This is a genomic window from Pseudidiomarina aestuarii (assembly GCF_048263735.1).
In the GTDB taxonomy this organism is placed as follows: domain Bacteria; phylum Pseudomonadota; class Gammaproteobacteria; order Enterobacterales; family Alteromonadaceae; genus Pseudidiomarina; species Pseudidiomarina aestuarii_B.
This window is the reverse complement of the sequence record NZ_JBLXDX010000001.1, coordinates 819,129-840,114: the sequence shown is the minus strand read 5'-3', so window position 1 is coordinate 840,114 and position 20,986 is coordinate 819,129. Positions and strand designations below refer to the sequence as shown.

At 49.6% G+C, this 20,986-nt stretch carries 23 protein-coding genes; 19 read left to right on the top strand and 4 right to left on the bottom strand.

Annotation, left to right across the window (positions count from 1 at the left end):
• The first annotated feature begins 33 nt into the window (after positions 1-33).
• On the top strand, positions 34-786 hold the full coding sequence (gene tcdA, locus ACN0S4_RS03880) for a tRNA cyclic N6-threonylcarbamoyladenosine(37) synthase TcdA (RefSeq protein WP_417656398.1): 753 nt from the start codon (positions 34-36) through the stop codon (positions 784-786).
• Positions 787-815: 29 nt separating this feature from the next.
• Here the strand turns inward: tcdA and ACN0S4_RS03875 are convergent, their stop codons facing one another.
• Positions 816-1,235: a SufE family protein gene (locus tag ACN0S4_RS03875; RefSeq protein ID WP_417656397.1), complete on the bottom strand. Its 420-nt coding sequence runs from the start codon at positions 1,233-1,235 to the stop codon at positions 816-818.
• A 139-nt stretch (positions 1,236-1,374) separates the two neighbouring features.
• Between ACN0S4_RS03875 and ACN0S4_RS03870 the strand changes: the two genes are divergently transcribed.
• The 4 genes from ACN0S4_RS03870 (at position 1,375) to ACN0S4_RS03855 (ending at position 7,237) form a co-directional block, all read left to right on the top strand.
• Positions 1,375-2,124 (top strand): electron transfer flavoprotein subunit beta/FixA family protein, encoded by a 750-nt coding sequence (locus tag ACN0S4_RS03870; protein ID WP_169930436.1) that lies wholly within the window; start codon positions 1,375-1,377, stop codon positions 2,122-2,124.
• The gene (locus tag ACN0S4_RS03865) at positions 2,121-3,050 is read left to right on the top strand and encodes an electron transfer flavoprotein subunit alpha/FixB family protein (RefSeq protein ID WP_417656396.1); all 930 of its coding nucleotides are present in this window, start codon (positions 2,121-2,123) and stop codon (positions 3,048-3,050) included. Before ACN0S4_RS03870 ends, ACN0S4_RS03865 begins: the two co-directional genes overlap by 4 nt.
• A gap of 136 nt (positions 3,051-3,186) precedes the next feature.
• Positions 3,187-5,031 (top strand): DUF1302 domain-containing protein, encoded by a 1,845-nt coding sequence (locus ACN0S4_RS03860; RefSeq protein ID WP_417656395.1) that lies wholly within the window; start codon positions 3,187-3,189, stop codon positions 5,029-5,031.
• A 154-nt stretch (positions 5,032-5,185) separates the two neighbouring features.
• Positions 5,186-7,237: a S9 family peptidase gene (locus ACN0S4_RS03855; protein WP_417656394.1), complete on the top strand. Its 2,052-nt coding sequence runs from the start codon at positions 5,186-5,188 to the stop codon at positions 7,235-7,237.
• A gap of 113 nt (positions 7,238-7,350) precedes the next feature.
• Here ACN0S4_RS03855 and ACN0S4_RS03850 read toward each other — a convergent pair whose 3' ends face one another.
• Positions 7,351-8,118 (bottom strand): glycosyltransferase family 2 protein, encoded by a 768-nt coding sequence (locus tag ACN0S4_RS03850; RefSeq protein ID WP_417656393.1) that lies wholly within the window; start codon positions 8,116-8,118, stop codon positions 7,351-7,353.
• A 102-nt stretch (positions 8,119-8,220) separates the two neighbouring features.
• Between ACN0S4_RS03850 and ung the strand changes: the two genes are divergently transcribed.
• A complete protein-coding gene (gene ung, locus ACN0S4_RS03845) occupies positions 8,221-8,883 on the top strand; it encodes a uracil-DNA glycosylase (RefSeq protein WP_417656392.1) in 663 nt (220 codons plus the stop codon).
• Between the two features lie 22 nt (positions 8,884-8,905).
• Here the strand turns inward: ung and ACN0S4_RS03840 are convergent, their stop codons facing one another.
• Positions 8,906-9,064, bottom strand: a complete 159-nt coding sequence (locus tag ACN0S4_RS03840) for a DUF3545 family protein (protein WP_169930431.1) — start codon at positions 9,062-9,064, stop codon at positions 8,906-8,908.
• 296 nt (positions 9,065-9,360) lie between these two features.
• On the opposite strand from ACN0S4_RS03840, the gene suhB reads away from it, so the two are divergent.
• The 9 genes from suhB (at position 9,361) to fdx (ending at position 16,493) form a co-directional block, all read left to right on the top strand.
• Positions 9,361-10,161: an inositol-1-monophosphatase gene (gene suhB, locus ACN0S4_RS03835; RefSeq protein WP_417656391.1), complete on the top strand. Its 801-nt coding sequence runs from the start codon at positions 9,361-9,363 to the stop codon at positions 10,159-10,161.
• 24 nt (positions 10,162-10,185) lie between these two features.
• Positions 10,186-10,905 carry a tRNA (cytosine(32)/uridine(32)-2'-O)-methyltransferase TrmJ gene (gene trmJ / locus ACN0S4_RS03830; RefSeq protein WP_417656390.1) on the top strand — a complete coding sequence of 240 codons (720 nt, stop codon included), beginning with the start codon at positions 10,186-10,188 and terminating at the stop codon, positions 10,903-10,905.
• 155 nt (positions 10,906-11,060) lie between these two features.
• A complete protein-coding gene (gene iscR, locus ACN0S4_RS03825) occupies positions 11,061-11,552 on the top strand; it encodes a Fe-S cluster assembly transcriptional regulator IscR (protein WP_169930428.1) in 492 nt (163 codons plus the stop codon).
• Between the two features lie 5 nt (positions 11,553-11,557).
• Positions 11,558-12,772, top strand: coding sequence for an IscS subfamily cysteine desulfurase (locus tag ACN0S4_RS03820; RefSeq protein ID WP_417656389.1), 1,215 nt, complete (start codon positions 11,558-11,560; stop codon positions 12,770-12,772).
• Positions 12,773-12,799: 27 nt separating this feature from the next.
• Positions 12,800-13,183, top strand: coding sequence for a Fe-S cluster assembly scaffold IscU (gene iscU / locus ACN0S4_RS03815; RefSeq protein ID WP_169930426.1), 384 nt, complete (start codon positions 12,800-12,802; stop codon positions 13,181-13,183).
• Between the two features lie 3 nt (positions 13,184-13,186).
• A complete protein-coding gene (gene iscA, locus ACN0S4_RS03810; RefSeq protein ID WP_169930425.1) occupies positions 13,187-13,510 on the top strand; it encodes an iron-sulfur cluster assembly protein IscA in 324 nt (107 codons plus the stop codon).
• Between the two features lie 20 nt (positions 13,511-13,530).
• Entirely contained in the window at positions 13,531-14,022 is a 492-nt protein-coding gene (gene hscB, locus ACN0S4_RS03805) for a co-chaperone HscB (RefSeq protein WP_417656388.1), read from the top strand.
• A 142-nt stretch (positions 14,023-14,164) separates the two neighbouring features.
• Positions 14,165-16,036 carry a Fe-S protein assembly chaperone HscA gene (hscA, locus tag ACN0S4_RS03800; protein ID WP_417656387.1) on the top strand — a complete coding sequence of 624 codons (1,872 nt, stop codon included), beginning with the start codon at positions 14,165-14,167 and terminating at the stop codon, positions 16,034-16,036.
• A 118-nt stretch (positions 16,037-16,154) separates the two neighbouring features.
• Positions 16,155-16,493, top strand: a complete 339-nt coding sequence (gene fdx / locus ACN0S4_RS03795; protein WP_417656386.1) for an ISC system 2Fe-2S type ferredoxin — start codon at positions 16,155-16,157, stop codon at positions 16,491-16,493.
• Positions 16,494-16,523: 30 nt separating this feature from the next.
• Here the strand turns inward: fdx and msrA are convergent, their stop codons facing one another.
• On the bottom strand, positions 16,524-17,063 hold the full coding sequence (msrA, locus tag ACN0S4_RS03790) for a peptide-methionine (S)-S-oxide reductase MsrA (protein ID WP_417656385.1): 540 nt from the start codon (positions 17,061-17,063) through the stop codon (positions 16,524-16,526).
• Between the two features lie 312 nt (positions 17,064-17,375).
• Between msrA and ndk the strand changes: the two genes are divergently transcribed.
• The 4 genes from ndk (at position 17,376) to ACN0S4_RS03770 (ending at position 20,971) form a co-directional block, all read left to right on the top strand.
• Positions 17,376-17,807, top strand: coding sequence for a nucleoside-diphosphate kinase (gene ndk / locus ACN0S4_RS03785; protein ID WP_417656384.1), 432 nt, complete (start codon positions 17,376-17,378; stop codon positions 17,805-17,807).
• A 108-nt stretch (positions 17,808-17,915) separates the two neighbouring features.
• A complete protein-coding gene (locus ACN0S4_RS03780; protein ID WP_417656383.1) occupies positions 17,916-19,049 on the top strand; it encodes a bifunctional tRNA (adenosine(37)-C2)-methyltransferase TrmG/ribosomal RNA large subunit methyltransferase RlmN in 1,134 nt (377 codons plus the stop codon).
• Between the two features lie 67 nt (positions 19,050-19,116).
• Complete coding sequence (gene pilW / locus ACN0S4_RS03775; protein ID WP_417656382.1) at positions 19,117-19,887, top strand: type IV pilus biogenesis/stability protein PilW; 771 nt, start codon at positions 19,117-19,119, stop codon at positions 19,885-19,887.
• A 13-nt stretch (positions 19,888-19,900) separates the two neighbouring features.
• Complete coding sequence (locus tag ACN0S4_RS03770) at positions 19,901-20,971, top strand: RodZ domain-containing protein (protein WP_417656381.1); 1,071 nt, start codon at positions 19,901-19,903, stop codon at positions 20,969-20,971.
• The last annotated feature ends 15 nt before the right edge of the window (positions 20,972-20,986 follow it).

Genomic DNA, 20,986 nt, shown 5'->3' with positions numbered 1-20,986 from the left:
AATAGAACACAAAGCAAAGATAGAGGTAACGGGATGCGGTTTGGCGGTATTGAGCGAGTCTATGGTACACAGGCATTCACTGTGTTCCAGCGTCACCATGTTGCCGTTGTTGGGCTTGGTGGGGTTGGTTCGTGGGCAGTTGAAGCGCTTGCTCGAACAGGTATAGGTGCCATCACGCTCATCGATATGGATGATATTTGCCTGACCAATATTAACCGTCAACTTCCAGCTTTGGGTAGTACAGTTGGACAATTGAAAACAGAAGTATTGGCGGCTCGCGTTCGCGATATAAATCCTGACTGTGAAGTTCGAGTGATTGATGATTTTCTCTCACTCGATAACCTTGATGAATACTTAGGCGCGCCCGTGACAGCTGTCCTCGACGCGGTTGACAGCGTGATTACGAAAGCAGGATTAATTGCTTGGTGCAAGCGTCGTAAGTTGCCTTTGGTTACCTGCGGTGGAGCAGGTGGGCAAGTTGATCCGAGTCACATAACCAGTAGCGACTTAGCCAAAGCGACCCAAGACCCTCTGCTTGCCAAAGTACGTTCAATTTTGCGCAGAGATTATCATTTTAGCAAAAATCCCCGGCGCAGCTTTGGGGTTTCAGCGGTCTATTCGACAGAACAGTTGCGTTATCCAACCGGTGATGGAGCCTGGAGTCACGCGAAACCCGGAGCGGGATCGATGAGAATGGATTGCGATACTGGATTTGGCGCATCAATGGTCGTCACCACCACGTTTGCAATGCATGCCACGTCGATACTCTTAAAAAAGTTAACCTAGTAACCGCGCACCACGATTTTTTTCACTGTTCACTGTTCACTCTTCACCATTTTTGTTGTCCGTAGCACCGCGCGCAGCCCGCTGCGGCGCGAGGCCGTCAGGAAGGCGTCCAACCCCACGCGTTGCAGATGCGCATCCAGATCATAAGCTGCCACTTGTGCTCGAGTGGCGCCATCTAAAGCGCTGGCGATAATGAGCAACAGTGCTTTGACCACGCGTGCCTCGCTGTCGACTCGCAGGGTGAGACGATCATCCGAACGATAGTTTGCTGTCATCCACACGCGAGCTTCACAACCAAAGCGTTCAGTTTCCGGGGTTCGCTCAGAATCGCTAAATGCTGGCGTCGAACGGCTCAGTTGCACCAAATAGCGCATGCTTTGCTCGCGGCCACCAATCAACTGCGCCTGCTCGGATAGATCGGTTTCATTCAATTTCCCGTAAACAGACATAGACAAGCTTTTCCTCGTTGATCAGCGCCAAAAATCGCGCGAATAGTACCATTTTTACCCTGAAAAATGTTAATCTGCGCGCTGTTCAAGCAAATTATCTACTGAAGTTAGTTCATTTCAGCAACACAGGAACGACAACATGAAAGTATTAGTGGCGGTAAAACGCGTCATTGATTACAACGTGAAAGTGCGGGTCAAGGCTGACCAATCTGACGTTGATCTCGCAAATGTGAAAATGGCGCTCAACCCGTTTTGTGAAATTGCGGTTGAAGAAGCAGTACGCCTGAAAGAAAAAGGCATCGCTGAAGAAGTCGTCGTCGTCTCAATTGGCCCGAAAGCCGTTCAAGAACAAATGCGCACGGCTATGGCACTTGGTGCTGACCGTGGCATCCATGTCGAGACGGATGATCTTCCCGATAGTCTCGCTGTAGCTAAGTTGCTCAAAGGTGTGGTGGAAAAAGAACAACCGCAACTGATCATCTTAGGCAAACAGGCGATTGACTCAGATAACAATCAAACCGGCCAAATGCTGGGTGCTTTAACCGGAATGCCGCAAGGTACCTTTGCGTCGAAAGTAGACGTCGACAGCAATACCGTTAGCGTCACGCGTGAAGTCGATGGCGGCTTGCAAACAGTGAAACTCCAGTTGCCGGCAATCGTGACCACCGATTTACGCTTGAACGAGCCGCGTTATGCGTCGTTACCGAACATTATGAAAGCGAAACGCAAACCGCTTGATACTTTAACGCCAGATGACTTGGGCGTTGCCGTGAAACGTACGGTTAAAGTATTGAAAGTTGAAGCTCCAGCCGAGCGCAGCGCAGGTGTGAAAGTTGCTGATGTGGCTGAGTTGGTCGAGAAACTGAAAAATGAGGCAAAAGTGATATGAGCATTCTCGTTATTGCCGAGCACAACAACAGTGAACTAAACCCAGCAACGCTGAAAACTCTAGCTGCTGCACAAGCTATTGGTGGTGACATCGATGTGTTGGTAGCCGGTGATGGTTGCCAAGCGGTTGCTGAAGAAGCAAGCAAAATTGGTGGAGTAAATAAAGTACTCTGCGCGAGTAATGCCGCTTACGGTCATTTCCTTGCTGAAAACTTGGGCACTTTAGTGGCAGAGTTAGGTAAAGACTACAGTCATATTTTGGCACCAGCGACCACCACGGGTAAGAACTTTATGCCACGTGTCGCTGCGTTATTAGATGTCGCTCAAGTGTCTGACATTATCGCAGTCGAAAGTGCCGATACCTTCAAGCGTCCAATCTATGCGGGTAACGCTATTGCGACTGTGCAGTCGGAAGATGCCATCAAGGTCATCACCGTTCGCGCCACTGCCTTTGATGCAGTGTCAGCTGAAGGCGGTAGTGCAACCGTAGAAACCGTCGATTCTGCACATTCGAGTGATAAGTCGGAATTTGTCGGTGAAGAACTGGCACAATCTGAGCGTCCAGAGTTGACCGCCGCGCGTGTCGTCATTTCTGGTGGTCGTGGTATGCAGAACGGCGAAAACTTCCACTTATTAGAAAAAGTTGCTGATAAGTTGGGTGCTGCGGTTGGCGCTTCGCGTGCAGCTGTTGATGCGGGCTTTGTTCCGAACGATTATCAGGTCGGACAAACCGGCAAAATCGTTGCGCCGGAGCTCTATATCGCGGTCGGTATCAGTGGTGCCATTCAACACTTGGCGGGTATGAAAGACTCGAAAGTTATTGTCGCCATCAACAAAGATGAAGAGGCGCCAATCTTCCAAGTTGCGGACTATGGATTAGTCGCAGATTTGTTTGAAGTATTGCCGCAACTCGACGAATCACTCTAAGTTACACAATTCGTAACGTTTTAAATGGGCTGACTATGAGAATAGTCAGCCCATTTTTTCTAACCCACCACTTGCATATTTGTAACTCATCGGACATGATTGACTGCATAACATCCTACATGGATAGGTGGCTAACATGAAAAGAAGAACAACTATGCTGAAAAAATTACCACTCGCAACCGCTATAACGCTGGCCCTGGTTGGTACTGCAGGAGCTCAAGCAGCAGAATTCGAAGTCGGCGATTTTCGTGTCAAATTCGATTCCATCATCTCTTATGGCGCCGCTTGGCGTTTAGAAGAACGTGACATGCGTCTCATCCACCCAGGCAATATGGAAGGTGGCATGGGTCAGTCGGGTGTTGCCGATGATGGTAACTTGAACTTCGATAAAGGTGACATGGTCTCCTCGGTCATCAAAGGTGTTCATGACTTAAGCATCGATGGTGGCGACTACGGCGCCTTCGTTCGGTTTAAGTATTGGTATGACGACGTCATTAAAAATGAAGCTGTGCCACATGGTCACACCGCAACCAATTATTTCCCAGATGCGACATTAGATAATGATGCACTGGATGATTTCTCAACCGGTTCAGGTTTTGAACTGCTAGATGCCTTCGTTTATGCCTACTTTGACCTCGGCGATATGCCGGTCAACTTGCGGGTCGGTCGCCAGGTACTGAGTTGGGGTGAGAGTACTTTCATCTTCAACGGTGTGAATGCGATTAACCCGATTGACGTGAACGCAGTACGTCGCCCGGGTGTTGAAATCAAAGAAGCTTTGCTACCCGTTGGCATGGTGAACTTGAACTTAGGTTTAACCGACTCAACCAGTTTAGATTTGTTCTACCAGTATGAGTGGGACAATACCAAACTTGATGGTTGCGGTACCTTCTTCTCTACCGTAGATATCTTAGGTGGTCCAGGTTGTGACAAGGTTACCTTGAACCCAACACTAGTAGCAGGCGTCCCTTCATCGTCATTGAGTGACCGTGAATCGGTAATGTTTGGTACTTACCTTGACCGTCAGCCGAATATCGAGCCAGATGACGATGGCCAGTATGGTTTTGCATTACGTCACTATGCAGTTGATTTAGACGTTGAGTTTGGTGTGTATTACATGAACATCCACAACCAAACCCCAATTATTTCTGCATACAACTGGCAGTTACAGCCATCTCCGTCGCGTTCGCACCCAGATGGTATTCCAATTGCCGGTCCAAACTATGCGCTTGAGTATCCAGAAGACCAAGAAATTATGGGTGCGAGCTTCTCAACCAACTTTGGCCTCTGGTCAGTGGGTGGTGAGTATAGCTTCCGTCCTGATCAAGCCGTTCAGATCAACACCACTGAAATTTTGACTGCAGGTTTACGTGCTGGCGTGCCAAGCACCTTCCTGAACCGTCTTGAAGCCGATGCTGATGGCAACTTCACTAATTTGGGTGAATTGTTATCTGGTTATGATGAGTTAGACGTCAGTCAGTGGCAGTTAACGGGTATTCGCTTTATCGATAACGTGATGGGTGCGAGCCGTTTGACCTTTATCGGTGAAGTAGCGATGAACAAAGTTCATTCGTTACCTGGTTTAGACACCCAGCGTTACGGTCGTAACCCAGTGTACGGTAAATGTTTAACTCGCGCAGACCAAATGATGTTGGGTAACCCAGCACCAGCTGCTGACATTAACTGTGATGGTTTTGTCACTGCCAGCTCGTGGGGCTATCGCGCTCGTTTCGTTGCGAACTACAACAACGTTTGGAACGGTTGGAACTTAACGCCAACGTTAGCGCTTGGTCATGATGTGAAAGGTACTTCACCAAACAGCAACTTCTTAGAAGGCCGTAAAACTGTCGGTCTAAGTGTTGATGCGGATTACCTCAGCAACTACAAAGTGAGCGTAGGTTACAACATCAACACTGGCGGTGAATACGAAGCTGCAAGCGACCGTGACTTCGCGTCAGTGAGCTTTAGCTACTCGTTCTAATAGCTGCTTAGTTTGAATAGAAATCAAAAACCCGCTTCGGCGGGTTTTTTGTTGGTCGCAATTGCATGGTCATTAGCCGAGTATCGACTAGGAAAACGACCATCGAGCGACTATGGTATGTACACACCGTTTTCTCATCATTGAGGTTAGGCGCATGAAACAACTTTCCTACATACTTTTGGGCTTAGCTCTGACCGTTCCGACGGTTTTTGCGGACGAGAGTGAATCAAAACAAGCCAGTAAGACTCTGCAATTGGAAGATGTTTTCCAACTGGAATATGCCAGTGACCCGCAAGTACACCCCACCGGTGAGTACACCGTGTTTGTCCGTAATTACATGGACATTATGGAAGACCGTCGTTACGGCAATCTCTGGAAAGTCGAACACAATGGCACTTTGCGCCCGTTAACTGGTGGTATGCATCAAGATCATTCCCCAGTTTGGTCGCCCGATGGCAAAACACTCGCTTTTGTTTCTAATCGTAGTGGTAGTCAACAGATTCATTTGTACTGGAATGATACCCGTGAGCAAGCACCTATTACTCGATTGACTGGCTCGCCTTCGGGACTTAGCTGGTCGCCAAATGGTCGTTGGATTGCATTCAGCATGTTTACGCCGAAGCCGAGCAAACCGCCAGTTTCATTACCCGGCCAGCCGAAAGGCGCAAATTGGGCTGAGCCAGCCAAGTATATTGATAAAGATACCTACCGCGTTGACGGCGGTGGTTATGCGCCTGAAGGCTATCGTCAAATTTACCTGATTCCAGCAAGTGGTGGTACGCCTCGCCAGTTGACCTTTGATGACTACAACCATGGTGGCACCTTGGCTTGGAGCGGTGACTCGAAGCAGATTATCTTCAGTGCAAACCGTCGCGACGATGCTTGGCAGCAACCAGTCAACAGCGAGCTTTATAGCTTGAACGTGGAATCAGGCGATATCAAAACGCTAACCGATCGCGTTGGTCCTGATAGCTCACCAGCAGTCAGCCCCGATGGTCGCTTTGTGGCTTGGTTAGGCTATGACGACAAGGAATTGAGCTATCAATTAAACCAGTTGTACGTAATGGAATTGGATGGTGGGAAACCACAATTACTGACCGAAGACTTGGATTACGCTATTGATAGCATTCAGTGGGGCGCCAACAGTCGCACTATCTACGCATCATATGAAAAGCATGGCAATGGACATGTTGTGAGCATGAACCTTAGTGGTCGCCGTACCGAATTGGTCGCCAATATGGGTGGCCTAAGTTACTCGCGTCCATATAGCGGCGGTGCCTTCTCCGTAGCTGATGACGGTACGCTGATTTATACCTTAGCGCAGTCACAACGCCCTGCTGATTTGATGCTGAAAGCGGGCAACCGAGAGCGCAAACTGACGTCACTCAATGACGATGCACTGGCGCACAAAGAACTCGCTCGCATTGAAGAGATTTGGTACGAGTCGAGCCATGATGGCAAACAAATTCAAGGCTGGATCGCGTATCCTCCGGGCTTTGATGAAACCAAGAAGTATCCACTGATTTTAGAGATCCACGGTGGACCGCATACCGCCTACGCCGGTTCGTTCGCTGCCGAAATTCAGCTGATGGCTGCCAAAGGTTACGTGGTGCTATACACCAACCCACGTGGCAGCACCAGTTACGGTGAAGCCTTTGCACAAGAAATTCACCATAACTATCCGAGTCATGATTACACCGACTTAATGGATGGCGTGGATGCGGTGATTGCGAAAGGTTTTATTGATGAAAATCGTTTACACGTGACCGGTGGTAGCGGTGGCGGAGTGTTGACCGCGTGGATTGTCGGACATACCGATCGCTTCGCCTCTGCTGTCGTCGCCAAGCCCGTGATCAACTGGTACAGCTTTGTGTTGACGGCGGATATGTACAACTACTTCACGAAGTATTGGTTCCCGGGCATGCCGTGGGACAATCTCGAGCACTACATGAAGTTTTCACCGATCAGCTATGTCGGCAATGTCACGACGCCAACTATGCTGCTTACTGGTGAGGCGGACTATCGCACGCCAATCTCAGAGTCAGAGCAATATTACCAAGCACTGAAACTGAACGAAGTAGAAACAGCAATGGTACGAGTTCCGGACGCACCGCATGGCATCTATGCACGCCCGAGTAATCTAATGGCGAAAGTAGCCTACATCCTGCACTGGTTCGAAAAGCACCCCGCAAGAACTAGTGAATAGTAAATAGTGAATAGTGAACTGAAAGTGAATAGTGAACAGTGAACTGAAAGAAAACAGTGAACAGATAAGAGGGCAGGCTTTAGTCTTGGCTCTGTCTGTTCACTGTTTACAGTTCACTTTTCACCGTGTTTACAACGATAGCGCTGCTCGTAGAGCTTGGCTTCGGTTAGGAAGAAGTGGAATGCGTCAATGTGCGCCTTCACGAAGCCTCGCCAACCCGAGAATACCATTCCTCGAAGTAGATAGAACTTCAGAAACATCAGCGGATAAATCAGTAGCAATCGTAGCATCGATACCGGCCGGTTGCGCTCGGTACGCACCCGCGCTTTGAGGTCTGAGTAGCTATTTAATTTTGCCATGTAGCCGTGCACAGTATCGTATCCGTAGTGCTTCATGGTGATGTTGGTTTTTTGAGTGGTACCGTCAATGCGAATGTGCTCATGAACATGCTGAGTAACATCCCAATAGGCTTTGTTTTTGCGATAGAAACGACAAAATTTATAGCGTTTAGCGCCGGGTAATTTGCCGCCGAACCACCAATCGTCGCGTTTAAGCCAATACCCATCAGCTTGATTTGATGCAGCGAGTTCACGCAATTGTTCGATGGCACCAGCAGGTAGCACTTCATCACCATCTAAATTAAGCACCCAATCGTGAGTGCATTGCTCTAGCGCAAAAGACTTCTGTGCTGCATAGCCAAGCCATTCCTGATGAATGACGCGTGCGCCATGGCGTTCTGCAATCGTCAGAGAATCATCGTGCGAACCGGAATCAACGATGACGATTTCGTCCGCACCGCGAACACTACTGAGAACCTCTTCTAAATAGCGTCCTTCATTAAGCGTGATAAGATAAACACTGATTTTTGGTGCTGCTGACATAGTGAATATGGATAGCCGTTCCAACTGGTAATCAATTATTTAACCAGAATTTTATCGAAGATTTATGACATTTACCAAATCAATACAAAGGCCAATGCAACTATGAGTACTTGGACGGATTTACTTGGCGAGGAAAAGCAGCAGCCCTATTTTCAGGAACTCATTGCGCGCGTCCAGGCGCGGCGAGAGCAGGGCGTGACTGTCTATCCGCCAGCACATGAAGTGTTTCAGGCGTTCAAGCTCACCACGGTCGAGAATTTAAAGGTGGTCATTATCGGACAAGATCCGTATCACGGTCCCGGTCAAGCGCATGGCCTGTGTTTCTCGGTTCCAGTTGGTATTCCAGCGCCGCCTTCATTGAAGAATATCTACAAAGCTTTAAGTCATGATTTCGCTGATTTTACCGCACCACAGCATGGCAATTTGACTCATTGGGCCGAGCAGGGCGTGCTACTACTCAATACCGTACTCACGGTTGAGCAAGGACAGCCAAACTCACATGCCAACTGGGGCTGGGAACGGTTTACGGATACGGTGATACAACAAATTAATCAGCACTGTGAGGGGATCGTGTTCTTGCTGTGGGGCAGTCATGCGCAAAAGAAGGGGAAAATAATCGACCGCCAACGTCACCATGTGTTGACGAGTGTACACCCATCCCCACTTTCAGCTCATCGCGGCTTTTTGATCTGCGGTCATTTCGCAGAGACGAATCGACTGCTAGGCGCCAATGCAATTGATTGGCACCTGCCACGTGCTACTTGAATTCGTTAGCGGCTTTTAGCGTCTAAAAGTCGTCGAGTTCTTCCGCATAACCGTACTCTTCGAGTTCGGCCTGCAAACGACGCTTCTCTTTGAGCGCTTCAATTTCACGCCAGCAGCGCTTACCTGCGCTTTTCCCTGATTTACCACTTTCAACATTATCGAGCTCTTCTGAATGATCCATGGGATCCTCCTTGGCTGTTATCGTTGTTTTTAGCGCAACAATTAGATAACACGGAATGCTACACCTGACAAGTGACAAAACGATGAAATCCCAAAAAATCGTTGCTCGTACGCTTCGCTGTTGGTCCGCTGCGCTGTTCGTCCGTGCTGCGCACTATTCGAAGAGCGTAGCGTTCGAGCAGTGAGTACAACGAACGGACGAAGAGCGAAGCGTACGAGTAACGCTCTTGGCTTTTATAATGTTTTGCAGTATCATTTGCGCCCGAATTTGTTCTTTTACAGCACAGGTACTTTGGTATGCATCCGATGTTAAACATAGCGGTGCGCGCTGCGCGTGCGGCCGGAAAAATCTTAGTTAAGAATTTTGGTGTCGAAGCCGACATTAATGTTCAGGCAAAATCACAGAATGATTTTGTGTCTGAGATCGACCAGGCGGCCGAGAGTGCGATCATTCGCTCCATTCAAAAAGTGTTTCCTGACCACACGTTTCTTGCGGAAGAAAGCGGTGAGACGGGTGGCAAAGATGCGGATCATCAGTGGATTATTGACCCACTCGATGGCACCACCAATTACCTGCGCGGTATCCCGCATTTCGCCATTTCTATTGCCTATCAATTTAAAGGTGTAACCCAAGTAGCGGTGATTTATGACCCGTTACGTGAAGAGCTGTTCACGGCAACCAAAGGTGCTGGTGTTCAACTCAATGGTAAGCGTTTGCGCGTCAAAGCACGTCGCGATCTACAAGGCGCACTGTTAGCCACCGGCTTCCCATTTAAGCGCAAAGATTTACTCGAAACTTATCAAAACGTGTTCGCTGCATTGTTTGAAGATGCCGCCGATATGCGTCGCAATGGCTCCGCTGCGCTAGATTTAGCTTATGTTGCAGCAGGCCGTATGGATGGCTTCTGGGAATTCTCACTCGAACGTTGGGATATTGCTGCTGGCGCCCTTATGGTGCGTGAAGCGGGTGGCTTGATCACCGATTTTGGTGGTGGCCATGGCTATATGACGAGCGGTAACGTCGTTGCTGGTAACCCGAAGGTTGTGCAAGGTATTCTCGGTAAGGCGCGTCCACATTTACCGAAAGCCATGAAGTAAGGCGATAAGAGGAGAGGCGCGGACATGCTCGATTCCATTCGTATTGTATTAGTAAACACGTCGCATACCGGCAACATAGGTTCGGTTGCCCGTGCCATGAAAACCATGGGTTTGTCACAACTGACTCTGGTAGACCCGGTACAGGCCCCGGACAGTCATGCATCGGCATTGGCTGCCGGTGCTACCGACGTTTTACACCGCGCCAAAATTGTTGGTACGTTGGCTGAAGCTATTGCCGACTGTGGTTTGGTCATTGGCACGAGCGCGCGCAATCGCACGCTGGATTGGCCGTTGATTGGGCCACGTGAAGCCGCCGCGCAAACCCTCAAAGAAGTATCGCAATACCCAGTTGCGCTGGTGTTTGGTCGAGAAAGCAGTGGCCTGACCAACGAAGAACTCCAGCAATGCAGCCATCATGTGCATATTCCATCGAACCCGGAATACAGTTCACTGAATTTGGCAATGGCCGTGCAAACCTTGGCTTACGAAATTCGCATGCAATACCTCGAAGCCGACCAGCAACCCAAACCAGAAACCACCGAGTACCCGCTCGCTGAAGATCTCGAGCGCTTCTATGCGCATCTCGAGAGCACACTACTCGACACCGGCTTCATCATCAAACAACACCCAGGCCAAGTCATGGCGAAACTGCGTCGTATGTTCGCCCGCGCCCGCCCCGAAGTCGCAGAACTCAACATCCTCCGCGGAATCCTGACTTCAGTCGACAAATACGGTAAACAGTAAACAGGTAACAGTGAACCGAAAACACAAAAGGCTCTCTTTTGTATTTTTATTGTTCCGTTCACTGTTCCCTATTCACTCTTCACTGTAACTTCATAATACTTGACTAAAACAGTCGGGAATGTCACAATTTGCGTAGATTTTTAGGAGAACGCACTATGCGATTAACCTCGAAAGGACGCTACGCCGTGACTGCAATGCTCGACGTTGCGCTCCATACCCAAGATGGCCCAGTTCCGCTCGCCGACATCTCAGAACGGCAGGGTATTTCGCTGAGTTATCTTGAACAATTATTCGCTCGCTTGCGTAAGCAAGGGCTGGTGAGTAGTGTGCGCGGTCCAGGCGGTGGTTATCGCCTTGGGTTAGAGGCGCATGCCATCTCAATCAGTGCAGTGATTCAGGCCGTCGATGAATCTATCGACGCCACTCGCTGCCAAGGTAAAGGCGGGTGCCAGGGCGGCAGCCGTTGTTTGACCCACTCATTGTGGGAAGGTCTGAGTGACCGAATCGAAGATTTCCTAGCCGGCATTACGCTGGCAGAGCTTGTCACCAAGCAAGACATCGCACAAGTTGCCCAGCGTCAAAACCTGCAGGCAGCCGAGCAAAAGAAACGCGAGCAGCAAATCGCTCTCAATTGCCAGATGGGGTAGTACCAATGAAATTACCAATTTATTTTGACTACGCAGCAACCACGCCGGTTGATCCGCGTGTTGCCGAAAAGATGATGCAGTTCTTAACGCCAGATGGTCAGTTTGGTAATCCAGCGTCGCGCTCACACCGCTTTGGCTGGCAAGCTGAAGAAGCTATTGATATTGCACGTAGCCAAATTGCTGAACTCATTAATGCAGACCCACGTGAAATCGTTTTCACGTCAGGTGCAACCGAGTCAGACAACCTTGCCATCAAAGGTGCGGCTGAGTTCTATCAGAAAAAAGGCAAGCACATCATCACCGTGAAAACTGAGCACAAAGCCGTATTGGATACGTGCCGTCAGTTGGAGCGTGAAGGCTTTGAAGTTACGTATTTAGAAGTGCAAGAAGACGGTCTGATCGACCTAGATGCTTTCAAAGCAGCACTGCGTGAAGACACTGTGGTGGTCAGCGTGATGCACGTGAACAACGAAATTGGCGTGATTCAAGATATCGAGACTATCGGTAACCTGTGTCGTGCCAACAAAACTATTTTCCATGTCGACGCAGCGCAAAGCGCTGGTAAAGTCGCCATTGATTTAGAGCAACTGCCCGTTGACTTGATGAGTTTCTCAGCGCACAAAATGTATGGTCCGAAAGGTATCGGTGCATTGTACGTGCGACGTAAGCCACGGGTACGTTTGAATGCGCAAATGCATGGTGGTGGACATGAGCGCGGTATGCGTTCAGGTACTTTGCCGACGCACCAAATCGTCGGTTTCGGTGAAGCAGCACGTATTGCCAAAGAAGAAATGGCTGCTGAAAGCGAGCGTTTCCGTGCTTTAGGCGAGCGTCTGTGGAACGGCGTAAAGGACATCGAAGAAGTGTATATCAACGGTAACCAAGAGCATGGCGTACCGCACATCTTCAACATCAGCTTTAACTTCGTCGAAGGTGAGTCACTCATCATGGCATTAAAAGACTTAGCGGTATCATCAGGTTCAGCCTGTACTTCCGCAAGCTTGGAGCCATCTTACGTACTCCGCGCGTTAGGGCGTAACGACGAATTAGCACATAGCTCCATTCGCTTCAGCTTCGGTCGTTTTACCACTGAGGAAGAAGTAGACCACGCTATTGAGCAAATTCAGAAATCAATTGGTCGCCTACGCGACATGTCACCACTTTGGGAAATGTACAAAGATGGTGTGGACTTGAACAGCGTCGAATGGGTTGCTCACTAAGAGTAGCCACCAAGAGAGGTAGAAATTATGGCTTACAGTCAAAAAGTTATCGACCATTATGAAAATCCGCGCAATGTTGGCGGTTTCGACAAAAATGATCCAAGCATCGCAACCGGTATGGTTGGCGCACCAGCTTGTGGTGACGTCATGAAGTTGCAAATCAAGGTCAATGACCAAGGCATTATTGAAGATGCCAAGTTCAAGACCTATGGGTGTGGTTCAGCTATTGCCTCTAGCTCACTGGTAACTGAGTGGGTAAAAGGCAAATCACTGGAAGAAGCAGCTCAGCTCAAAAATACGCAAATTGCGGAAGAGTTGGCATTGCCACCAGTGAAGATCCACTGCTCGATTCTAGCCGAAGATGCAATTAAAGCGGCTATTGAGGATTACAAGAAAAAACACGCAGGGTAAGCGATGGGCATCACGATGACTGAAGCGGCCGCGCAACGAGCGCGGGCGTTCCTAGAATCTCGCGGCAAAGGCGTTGGAATTCGTCTTGGCGTGAAAACGACAGGCTGCTCCGGCTTAGCCTATGTCATGGAATTTGTCGATTCAGTAGATGACACCGACTCGGTTTTCGAGGACAAAGGTGTGAAAATCATTATTGACGGCAAAAGCCTAGTCTACCTTGACGGAACCGAGTTGGATTTCGTGAAAGAAGGCTTGAACGAAGGGTTCGAATTTAACAATCCAAACGCCAAAGGCGAGTGTGGTTGTGGTGAGAGCTTTAACGTCTAAGACGGTGATTGTTTAAGCGTATGAATCATTTTGAATTGTTCGGTCTACCCGCCGCATTCGCTATCGATGCGGCGGAGTTACAACAGCGCTACCGAAAGTTGCAGCAAACGCTGCATCCTGATCGGTTTGCCAATGCGAGTCAACGCGATAAATTACTCGCGGTACAACGCACTTCGCAGCTCAACGATGCCTATCAAACCCTCCGCCGCCCACTGTCTCGAGCTGAATACATGCTTGAGCTACGCGGTATTGACTTGCAGCACGAGCAACAGACGCTGCAAGATCCTGAGTTTTTGATGGCGCAGATGGAATGGCGTGAGCGACTCGAAGACTTGAATTCAGCAGCAGATGTGCTCAGCGCTCAAACCGAGCTCGATGGCGAAATCAAGCAACTGCAGACCGAACTCGAATCCTTAATCGAAAGCGAAGATAATGACGCGGCAGCGAACGTAGTACGAAAGCTGAAGTTTATGCATAAACTCGACTACGAACTCGACGCCAAAGAATTTTAAGATCGTTGTTCGAGCGCTACGCTTGTCGTACGCTGCGCTCTTCGAACGCTGCGCTCTTCGCGAATAGCGCGTAGCGCGGACGAGCAGTGAGTGAAGCGAACGGACGAACAACGAGCAACGCATTTTATTATGTAGAGGTAGTATGGCCTTACTCCAGATAGCTGAACCCGGACAGAGCACCGCCCCCCATCAACACCGCCTTGCCGTGGGTATTGATCTCGGTACCACCAATTCATTGGTTGCGACGGTGCGTAGTGGTAAAGCAACCGTACTGCGTGACGACCAGGAGCGGGGTATCCTGCCATCAGTTGTGCATTACGGTAGTGAGCGCATACTCACTGGTTATGACGCATTGGCATTGCATGCGGATGCTTCAATTGCCAGTGAAGACACCATTGTTTCCGTCAAACGTTTCATCGGCCGAACCGTGGCTGATGTGCAAAAGAACTTTCAAAACCTCCCGTATCACCTCAGTGAAACGGAGAATGGTGTGCCGGTATTCCATACCTCAGCCGGTGCTAAAACTGCTGTCGAAGTGTCGGCAGACATTCTGCGGACCTTGAGTGCGCGTGCTCAAGCAGCGCTCGGTGGCGAACTCACTGGTGTGGTGATAACCGTGCCGGCTTACTTTGATGATGCACAGCGTCAAAGCACGAAAGACGCCGCGCAATTGGCGGGTGTGAATGTGCTGCGGTTATTGAACGAACCGACCGCAGCTGCCGTGGCGTATGGTCTCGATACTGGGCAAGAAGGCCTCATTGCTGTCTATGATTTAGGTGGCGGTACTTTCGATATTTCGATTCTACGTTTAACTGGCGGCGTGTTCGAAGTGCTGGCAACCGGTGGCGATAGCGCACTCGGTGGTGACGACTTTGACCAACTCATCGTGCAGCAATTGAAAAGTGAATGGCAACTTGATGCTAACGTGGATGCGCGGACTGAGCGCACGCTCATCAATGCGGCGAAAGCAGCCAAGGAAGCTCTCACCGATGCCGATGAGACCACGTTGCAGGTCGACATTGCTGAACAACATTACGAATTAACCATCACTCGTGAGCAATTTGACGGTTGGATTGAACCGCTGGTTCAGAAAACGCTACAAAACTGTCGTCGCGCGTTGAAAGACGCTGAAGTCAGTGCCGATGAGATTTTAGAAGTAGTTATGGTTGGGGGCTCGACACGCGTCCCGAAAGTGCGTACCGATGTCGGCGCTTATTTTGGTCGAGAGCCACTCACGTCGATTGACCCAGATGAAGTGGTAGCCATTGGCGCCGCCATTCAAGCTGACATCTTAGCTGGCAACAAGCCCGATTCTGATATGTTGCTGCTCGACGTCATTCCATTGTCGCTGGGACTGGAAACCATGGGTGGTTTGGTCGAAAAAGTCATCGATCGGAACACCACAATTCCGGTTGCCAAAGCGCAAGAATTTACCACGTTCAAAGATGGCCAAACGGCGATGATGATTCACGTGGTCCAAGGCGAGCGTGAGTTGGTCGACGATTGTCGTTCATTGGCACGATTTGTTCTAACTGATATCCCACCGATGGCCGCTGGTGCTGCGCACATTCGTGTCACGTTCCAAGTGGATGCGGATGGGTTGTTAAGTGTTACCGCTATGGAGAAATCCAGTGGTGTTAGCGCATCCATACAAGTGAAGCCATCGTATGGTCTGGCGGATGACGATATTGGCGAGATGATCAAAGCATCGATGACCAATGCCAAACAAGATATGCAAGCGCGTATGCTGCGTGAGCAACAAGTGGAAGCTGACCGCGTCCTCGAAGCATTGAGTAGCGCATTAGCAGCAGATGGCGACTTGTTGGAAGCAGATGAGCGCGAGCAGTTAGACGCGCGCATGCAAGACTTAGATGAAGCCCGCAAAGGCACCGACGTGAAAGCGATTGAAAAGGCTATTGATGCCGTCGATCGCGCCAGTGATGCCTTTGCCGCAAGACGAATGGACGCATCGATCCGGAAGGCCCTCACCGGCACCCGAGTCGACGAAATGTAGTTAAAACACAGTGAACAGTGAATAGTAAACGGTGAACGGAAAACCCTAAATAGTCGTCTGTTTTAATGTTTTCTGTTCACCGTTTACTGTTCACTATTCCCCAAGAAGTGAGGTACTTATGCCCAAGATAGTGTTTCTGCCCCATGACGAGCTTTGCCCCGAGGGTGCAGCAATCGATGCCGCAGACGGCGAGACTGTTTTAGATGTAGCTTTGCGAAACGGCATTGGCATTGAACATGCGTGTGAGAAAGTGTGTGCGTGTACCACCTGCCACGTGTATGTCAGAGAAGGCATGGATTCATTACCCGAAATTAATGACAACGAAGATGACATGTTGGATAAAGCTTGGGGTTTAGATCCTGATTCGCGGCTGAGTTGCCAAGCCAAAGTGAGCGGTGAGGACCTCGTTATCGAGATCCCCAAATACACCGTCAATATGGTCAAAGAAAACCACTAATTACATTCTAATCAAATTAGGACGGCTGCGTTAGCCGTCCAGTTTGTCAACGAATGTGCGCTTGAACTTCGCCAGTTTCGGATGCACCACCGCTTGGCAATAGGCGTTCTGAGGATTACGCTCGACATAGTTGTCGTGGTAGTCCTCAGCCGGCCAAAACTTCTCTAAAGGCTCAACCGTCGTCACTACAGGCGCATCCCAAGTCTGGTCTCGCTCCATTTCAGCAATAATTTCCTCAGCCAACTGCTTTTGCTCATCCGTCTGATAAAAAATCGATGTCCGATACTGCGTACCGACATCATTGCCTTGCCGATTTACCTGCGTCGGATCATGCAGCGCAAAGAAAATCTCAAGAATCTCACGCACCGTTAACGCTTGTGGATCAAACGTAATTTGCACCACTTCTGCATGCCCCGTTTGCCCCGTACAAACTTGCTCATAAGTTGGCTCCGCTTGCGAACCACCCGCATAACCAGATTGTGCTTTCAACACCCCACGCACCTGCTTAAAAGCGCCTTCGATACACCAAAAACAACCACCACCTAATGTAATTTGCTGCGTCATAACCACCTCATATATAGACGTCTAGATTGCTATCGAGTCTAACGCAAATCCCTCACTGCGCCAATAGCTATCCAAGTAAATAGTGAACAGTGAATAGTGAATCGCAACCACTCGCTCGCAGGCATCAACTGTTATCTATTCACCATTCACTGTTACCTATTCACCATTCACTGTTCACTATTCACCATTCACTGTTCACTATTCACTAGTACTTGTGGTTAGCCTTTCAACTCGAGCCGCACTCACGTATAATCCGCGCGACTGTTTTTAACCTCAATTTTCTATTTGAAAAATTTGACATCCTTATCGGAGAATCTCATGGCTTTAGAACGTACTTTTTCAATTATCAAACCTGATGCTGTTGCCAAAAATGTGATCGGCGCTATCTACAACCGTTTTGAAACGGCTGGATTCCGCATTGTTGCAGCCAAAATGTTGCACCTGAGCACTGAGCAAGCAGAAGGCTTCTACGCTGAACACAAAGAGCGTCCTTTCTTCCGTTCATTGGTTGACTTCATGACTTCTGGTCCAGTAATGGTTCAAGTATTAGAAGCAGACAACGCTGTCCGTCGTCATCGTGACATCATGGGCGCAACCAACCCAGCTGACGCGTTGGCAGGAACTCTGCGCGCAGACTATGCTGTATCTATCGATGAAAACGCGGTACACGGCTCAGACGCAGTTGAATCTGCAGCTCGCGAAATTGCTTACTTCTTCACTGAAGAAGAACTCTGCTCGCGCACCCGCTAAACCACAGGGAATTGTGAACTGTTAACAGGTAACAGAACAAGCCAATGAGCTCGGTCTGCTGTGTCAGTTCACCATTCACTATTCACGTTTTACTGTAGTTAGGTTTTTATGAACGCTGTTGATAAGAAAGTGAATTTGCTCGATTTGAATCGTGCCGGCTTACGTGAGTTCTTCCATGAACTCGGTGAGAAGCCTTTCCGTGCCGATCAGGTTATGAAGTGGATTTATCACTTTTGTGTCGATGACTTTGATCAGATGACCAATCTGAACAAAGCGCTGCGTGAAAAACTGAAGCAGATTGCAGAAATTCGTGCACCTGAAGTTCGGACGCAACAGCAATCGACAGATGGCACCATCAAGTTCGTCATGACCTTGTTTGATGGCCAGGACGTCGAGACCGTCTGGATTCCAGAAACCGACCGAGCCACGTTGTGTGTGAGTTCGCAGGTAGGTTGCGCACTGGAGTGCACGTTCTGTTCCACCGGACAGCAAGGCTTTAACCGTAACCTCCGGACCGCCGAAATTATCGGTCAGGTGTGGCGGGTAAGCAAGTTGCTCGGTGCATTTGGCGAGACCAATGTCAAAGCCGTGACCAATGTGGTCATGATGGGCATGGGTGAGCCGCTCCTCAATCTAAACAACGTTGTGCCCGCTATGGAACTGATGTTGGATGATTGGGGGTTTGGTCTATCGAAGCGTCGCGTGACCTTGAGTACCTCAGGCGTTGTGCCGGCGCTCGATAAACTCAAAGAACAAATTGATGTGGCATTGGCTATTTCATTGCATGCGCCGAACAACACGCTGCGTGATGAAATTGTGCCGATCAACAAGAAGTATCCGATTGCCGAATTCTTGGCGGCCAGCCGCCGTTATATTGACGGTTCCAAAGCCAACAAAGCGGTGACGGTTGAGTATGTCATGTTGGATCATGTAAACGATTCAACCGAACTGGCTCACGAACTCGCGGAAGTGCTGAAAGGTACGCCAGCGAAGATTAACCTCATTCCTTTTAATCCATTTCCCGGTTCCGATTACGGTCGGTCCAGTAATTCACGCATTGACCGATTTGCCAAAGTTCTGCTAGAACACGGGTATACCGTCATGGTTCGGAAAACTCGTGGTGATGACATTGACGCGGCCTGTGGGCAGTTAGTCGGTGATGTCATTGACCGGACCAAGCGGATCCTGAAAAAGCAGCAAGCGCAGCGCGGCGGCAACGAAATTTCTGTCAAAGCCGTGTAAAGCGTTGTTGTACCCTTTCGCCTGTGCGGCGCTTGGGTTAACATAGTTTTTTTACCGAGGGCTTGGCATGCGTGCAGTCATAATCATCAGTCTCGTTACACTGGTTACGCTCACTGGTTGTGTGAGTAAGCGTACCGTTGACGGCAAAGACCAACCTGCCCAAACCTTCAACGCCGAAGAAGCAGCTAGCACCCGGCTCGCATTAGGTTTGCAGTATTTGCGCTCGGGCAACTTCCAGCAGGCAAAAGCCAACCTCGAGCGCGCGCGCGAATACCAGCCGAATGACCCCGAAGTGTTTACTGGGCTTGCCTATTACCATCAACAAGTACAAGAGTTTGCGCAGGCTGAGCAATATTATGAGCAAGCTATGCGGCTTGATCCTGATAATGGTGATACGATGAACAATCTCGGCGCATTGCTCTGTACGCAAGGTCGCTATGCCGAGGCGGATAAATATTTTCGTGAGGCGGTTGAACAGCCGCGTTACGTGCGGGTTGCGAGCACCTATGAAAATGCGGCACGTTGCGCTGCAGAAGCAGGGCGACTTGCGGATGCAGACCGCTATTATCAATTGGCTGTAAACCACAGCTCACGGAATAATCAGATTTTAGAGCGCTACGCGACTTGGTTATTGGAACAAGGCCGCAATGCCGATGCCTTACGAATGATCGAGCGGCGCGCTCAGCAACCGCAACTTTCCGCCCAATATCTGTGGCTGGAAGTTCAACTTGCACAATACACACAGAATACTGCGAAGCAACGCCAATTCGGCGAGTTATTGCTAGAGCGGTTTCCGCAGTCTCAACAGGCCGAACAATATCGGCAGTTAACGAATTAATGGCACCCACTTTATGACCAACGAGCACGATCCAGTTGAACCAATAGTCGAACAGCAAGCTTACCAAGGTGACTCGCCGGGTACTCTGCTGCGGAAGGCGCGTGAAGCGCGTGGTCTGAGCCAACAACAATTGGCCGATAGCCTGCGGTTGCGCCTGGTTATTGTGCAATATATGGAAACCGATGCGTTTGATAAGTTGGCATCGCCGACCTTCGTACGCGGTTACTTGCGTTCGTTGTCGAAAGCGCTCGAAACCGATCCAGCGCCTATTTTTGAAGCGTTTGAAAAAATGGGTTTTGACGTACCAACCAACAATAACGTCAAGTTACAGAGCTTTTCAAAGCGCAAAGTTCGCGAGCGCAGTGACTTTCAACTGAAGTGGATCAGCTACGCGCTGATTATCATCGTTATCGGCTTAGCTGTCGCTTGGTGGGCACAACAGAGTGATTTCAGCTGGGACACCATTTTTGGCAGCGATGACGCGCCAACCTCATCAGAATTTCGTGCCTCGCAAGAGGATGGCCGTATTGCCGTGAGCAACCGTCCGTCGAATTCAGCAAGCTCTGCGACCAGCGTCGATGAAGAGCAGGGCACTATTGCTGAGGGTGAGGCCGAACCCGTTCTAGAAAGTGACGTGCAAGTCAGTGACCTCTCTACCACATCCATGCCAGCAGCAGAGCCGGATGACAGCGCTCCGACCGAAGTCGATGAGCAGCCGACCACTGTGGATACTGCAATGGATACCGCAATGGATACCGCCATTATTGCACCCGCTGCGACACCTGCTGTCGAGGTCACTGAAATGGCTGAAGACGAGCCGGACACAGCCACTACATCGCCTGCAGGCACCGACAGTCTGACGATGGTGTTTAGTGATCGTTGCTGGATCCGCGTCATTGATGCCACTGGTGAAACCATTGCCATTGGCGAGAAAGTAATGGGTTACGAGATGCCATTAACGGGCACCGCACCATTTGATATCATTTTGTGTAAGCCAGAAGCGGTGACATTAACGTATAATGGTGATTCCGTTGATTTGAGTGAGTATCGTCGCAATCGCTCGGTCACCATGACGCTGAACTAATTCACAAAAGTAGTA

Bases quoted from the DNA above. Each gene is read 5' to 3' on its own strand.
- tcdA (WP_417656398.1), top strand. From the start codon at position 34: ATGCGGTTTGGCGGTATTGAGCGAGTCTATGGTACACAGGCATTCACT.
- ACN0S4_RS03875 (WP_417656397.1), bottom strand. From the start codon at position 1,235: ATGTCTGTTTACGGGAAATTGAATGAAACCGATCTATCCGAGCAGGCG.
- ACN0S4_RS03870 (WP_169930436.1), top strand. From the start codon at position 1,375: ATGAAAGTATTAGTGGCGGTAAAACGCGTCATTGATTACAACGTGAAA.
- ACN0S4_RS03865 (WP_417656396.1), top strand. From the start codon at position 2,121: ATGAGCATTCTCGTTATTGCCGAGCACAACAACAGTGAACTAAACCCA.
- ACN0S4_RS03860 (WP_417656395.1), top strand. From the start codon at position 3,187: ATGAAAAGAAGAACAACTATGCTGAAAAAATTACCACTCGCAACCGCT.
- ACN0S4_RS03855 (WP_417656394.1), top strand. From the start codon at position 5,186: ATGAAACAACTTTCCTACATACTTTTGGGCTTAGCTCTGACCGTTCCG.
- ACN0S4_RS03850 (WP_417656393.1), bottom strand. From the start codon at position 8,118: ATGTCAGCAGCACCAAAAATCAGTGTTTATCTTATCACGCTTAATGAA.
- ung (WP_417656392.1), top strand. From the start codon at position 8,221: ATGAGTACTTGGACGGATTTACTTGGCGAGGAAAAGCAGCAGCCCTAT.
- ACN0S4_RS03840 (WP_169930431.1), bottom strand. From the start codon at position 9,064: ATGGATCATTCAGAAGAGCTCGATAATGTTGAAAGTGGTAAATCAGGG.
- suhB (WP_417656391.1), top strand. From the start codon at position 9,361: ATGCATCCGATGTTAAACATAGCGGTGCGCGCTGCGCGTGCGGCCGGA.
- trmJ (WP_417656390.1), top strand. From the start codon at position 10,186: ATGCTCGATTCCATTCGTATTGTATTAGTAAACACGTCGCATACCGGC.
- iscR (WP_169930428.1), top strand. From the start codon at position 11,061: ATGCGATTAACCTCGAAAGGACGCTACGCCGTGACTGCAATGCTCGAC.
- ACN0S4_RS03820 (WP_417656389.1), top strand. From the start codon at position 11,558: ATGAAATTACCAATTTATTTTGACTACGCAGCAACCACGCCGGTTGAT.
- iscU (WP_169930426.1), top strand. From the start codon at position 12,800: ATGGCTTACAGTCAAAAAGTTATCGACCATTATGAAAATCCGCGCAAT.
- iscA (WP_169930425.1), top strand. From the start codon at position 13,187: ATGGGCATCACGATGACTGAAGCGGCCGCGCAACGAGCGCGGGCGTTC.
- hscB (WP_417656388.1), top strand. From the start codon at position 13,531: ATGAATCATTTTGAATTGTTCGGTCTACCCGCCGCATTCGCTATCGAT.
- hscA (WP_417656387.1), top strand. From the start codon at position 14,165: ATGGCCTTACTCCAGATAGCTGAACCCGGACAGAGCACCGCCCCCCAT.
- fdx (WP_417656386.1), top strand. From the start codon at position 16,155: ATGCCCAAGATAGTGTTTCTGCCCCATGACGAGCTTTGCCCCGAGGGT.
- ndk (WP_417656384.1), top strand. From the start codon at position 17,376: ATGGCTTTAGAACGTACTTTTTCAATTATCAAACCTGATGCTGTTGCC.
- ACN0S4_RS03780 (WP_417656383.1), top strand. From the start codon at position 17,916: ATGAACGCTGTTGATAAGAAAGTGAATTTGCTCGATTTGAATCGTGCC.
- pilW (WP_417656382.1), top strand. From the start codon at position 19,117: ATGCGTGCAGTCATAATCATCAGTCTCGTTACACTGGTTACGCTCACT.
- ACN0S4_RS03770 (WP_417656381.1), top strand. From the start codon at position 19,901: ATGACCAACGAGCACGATCCAGTTGAACCAATAGTCGAACAGCAAGCT.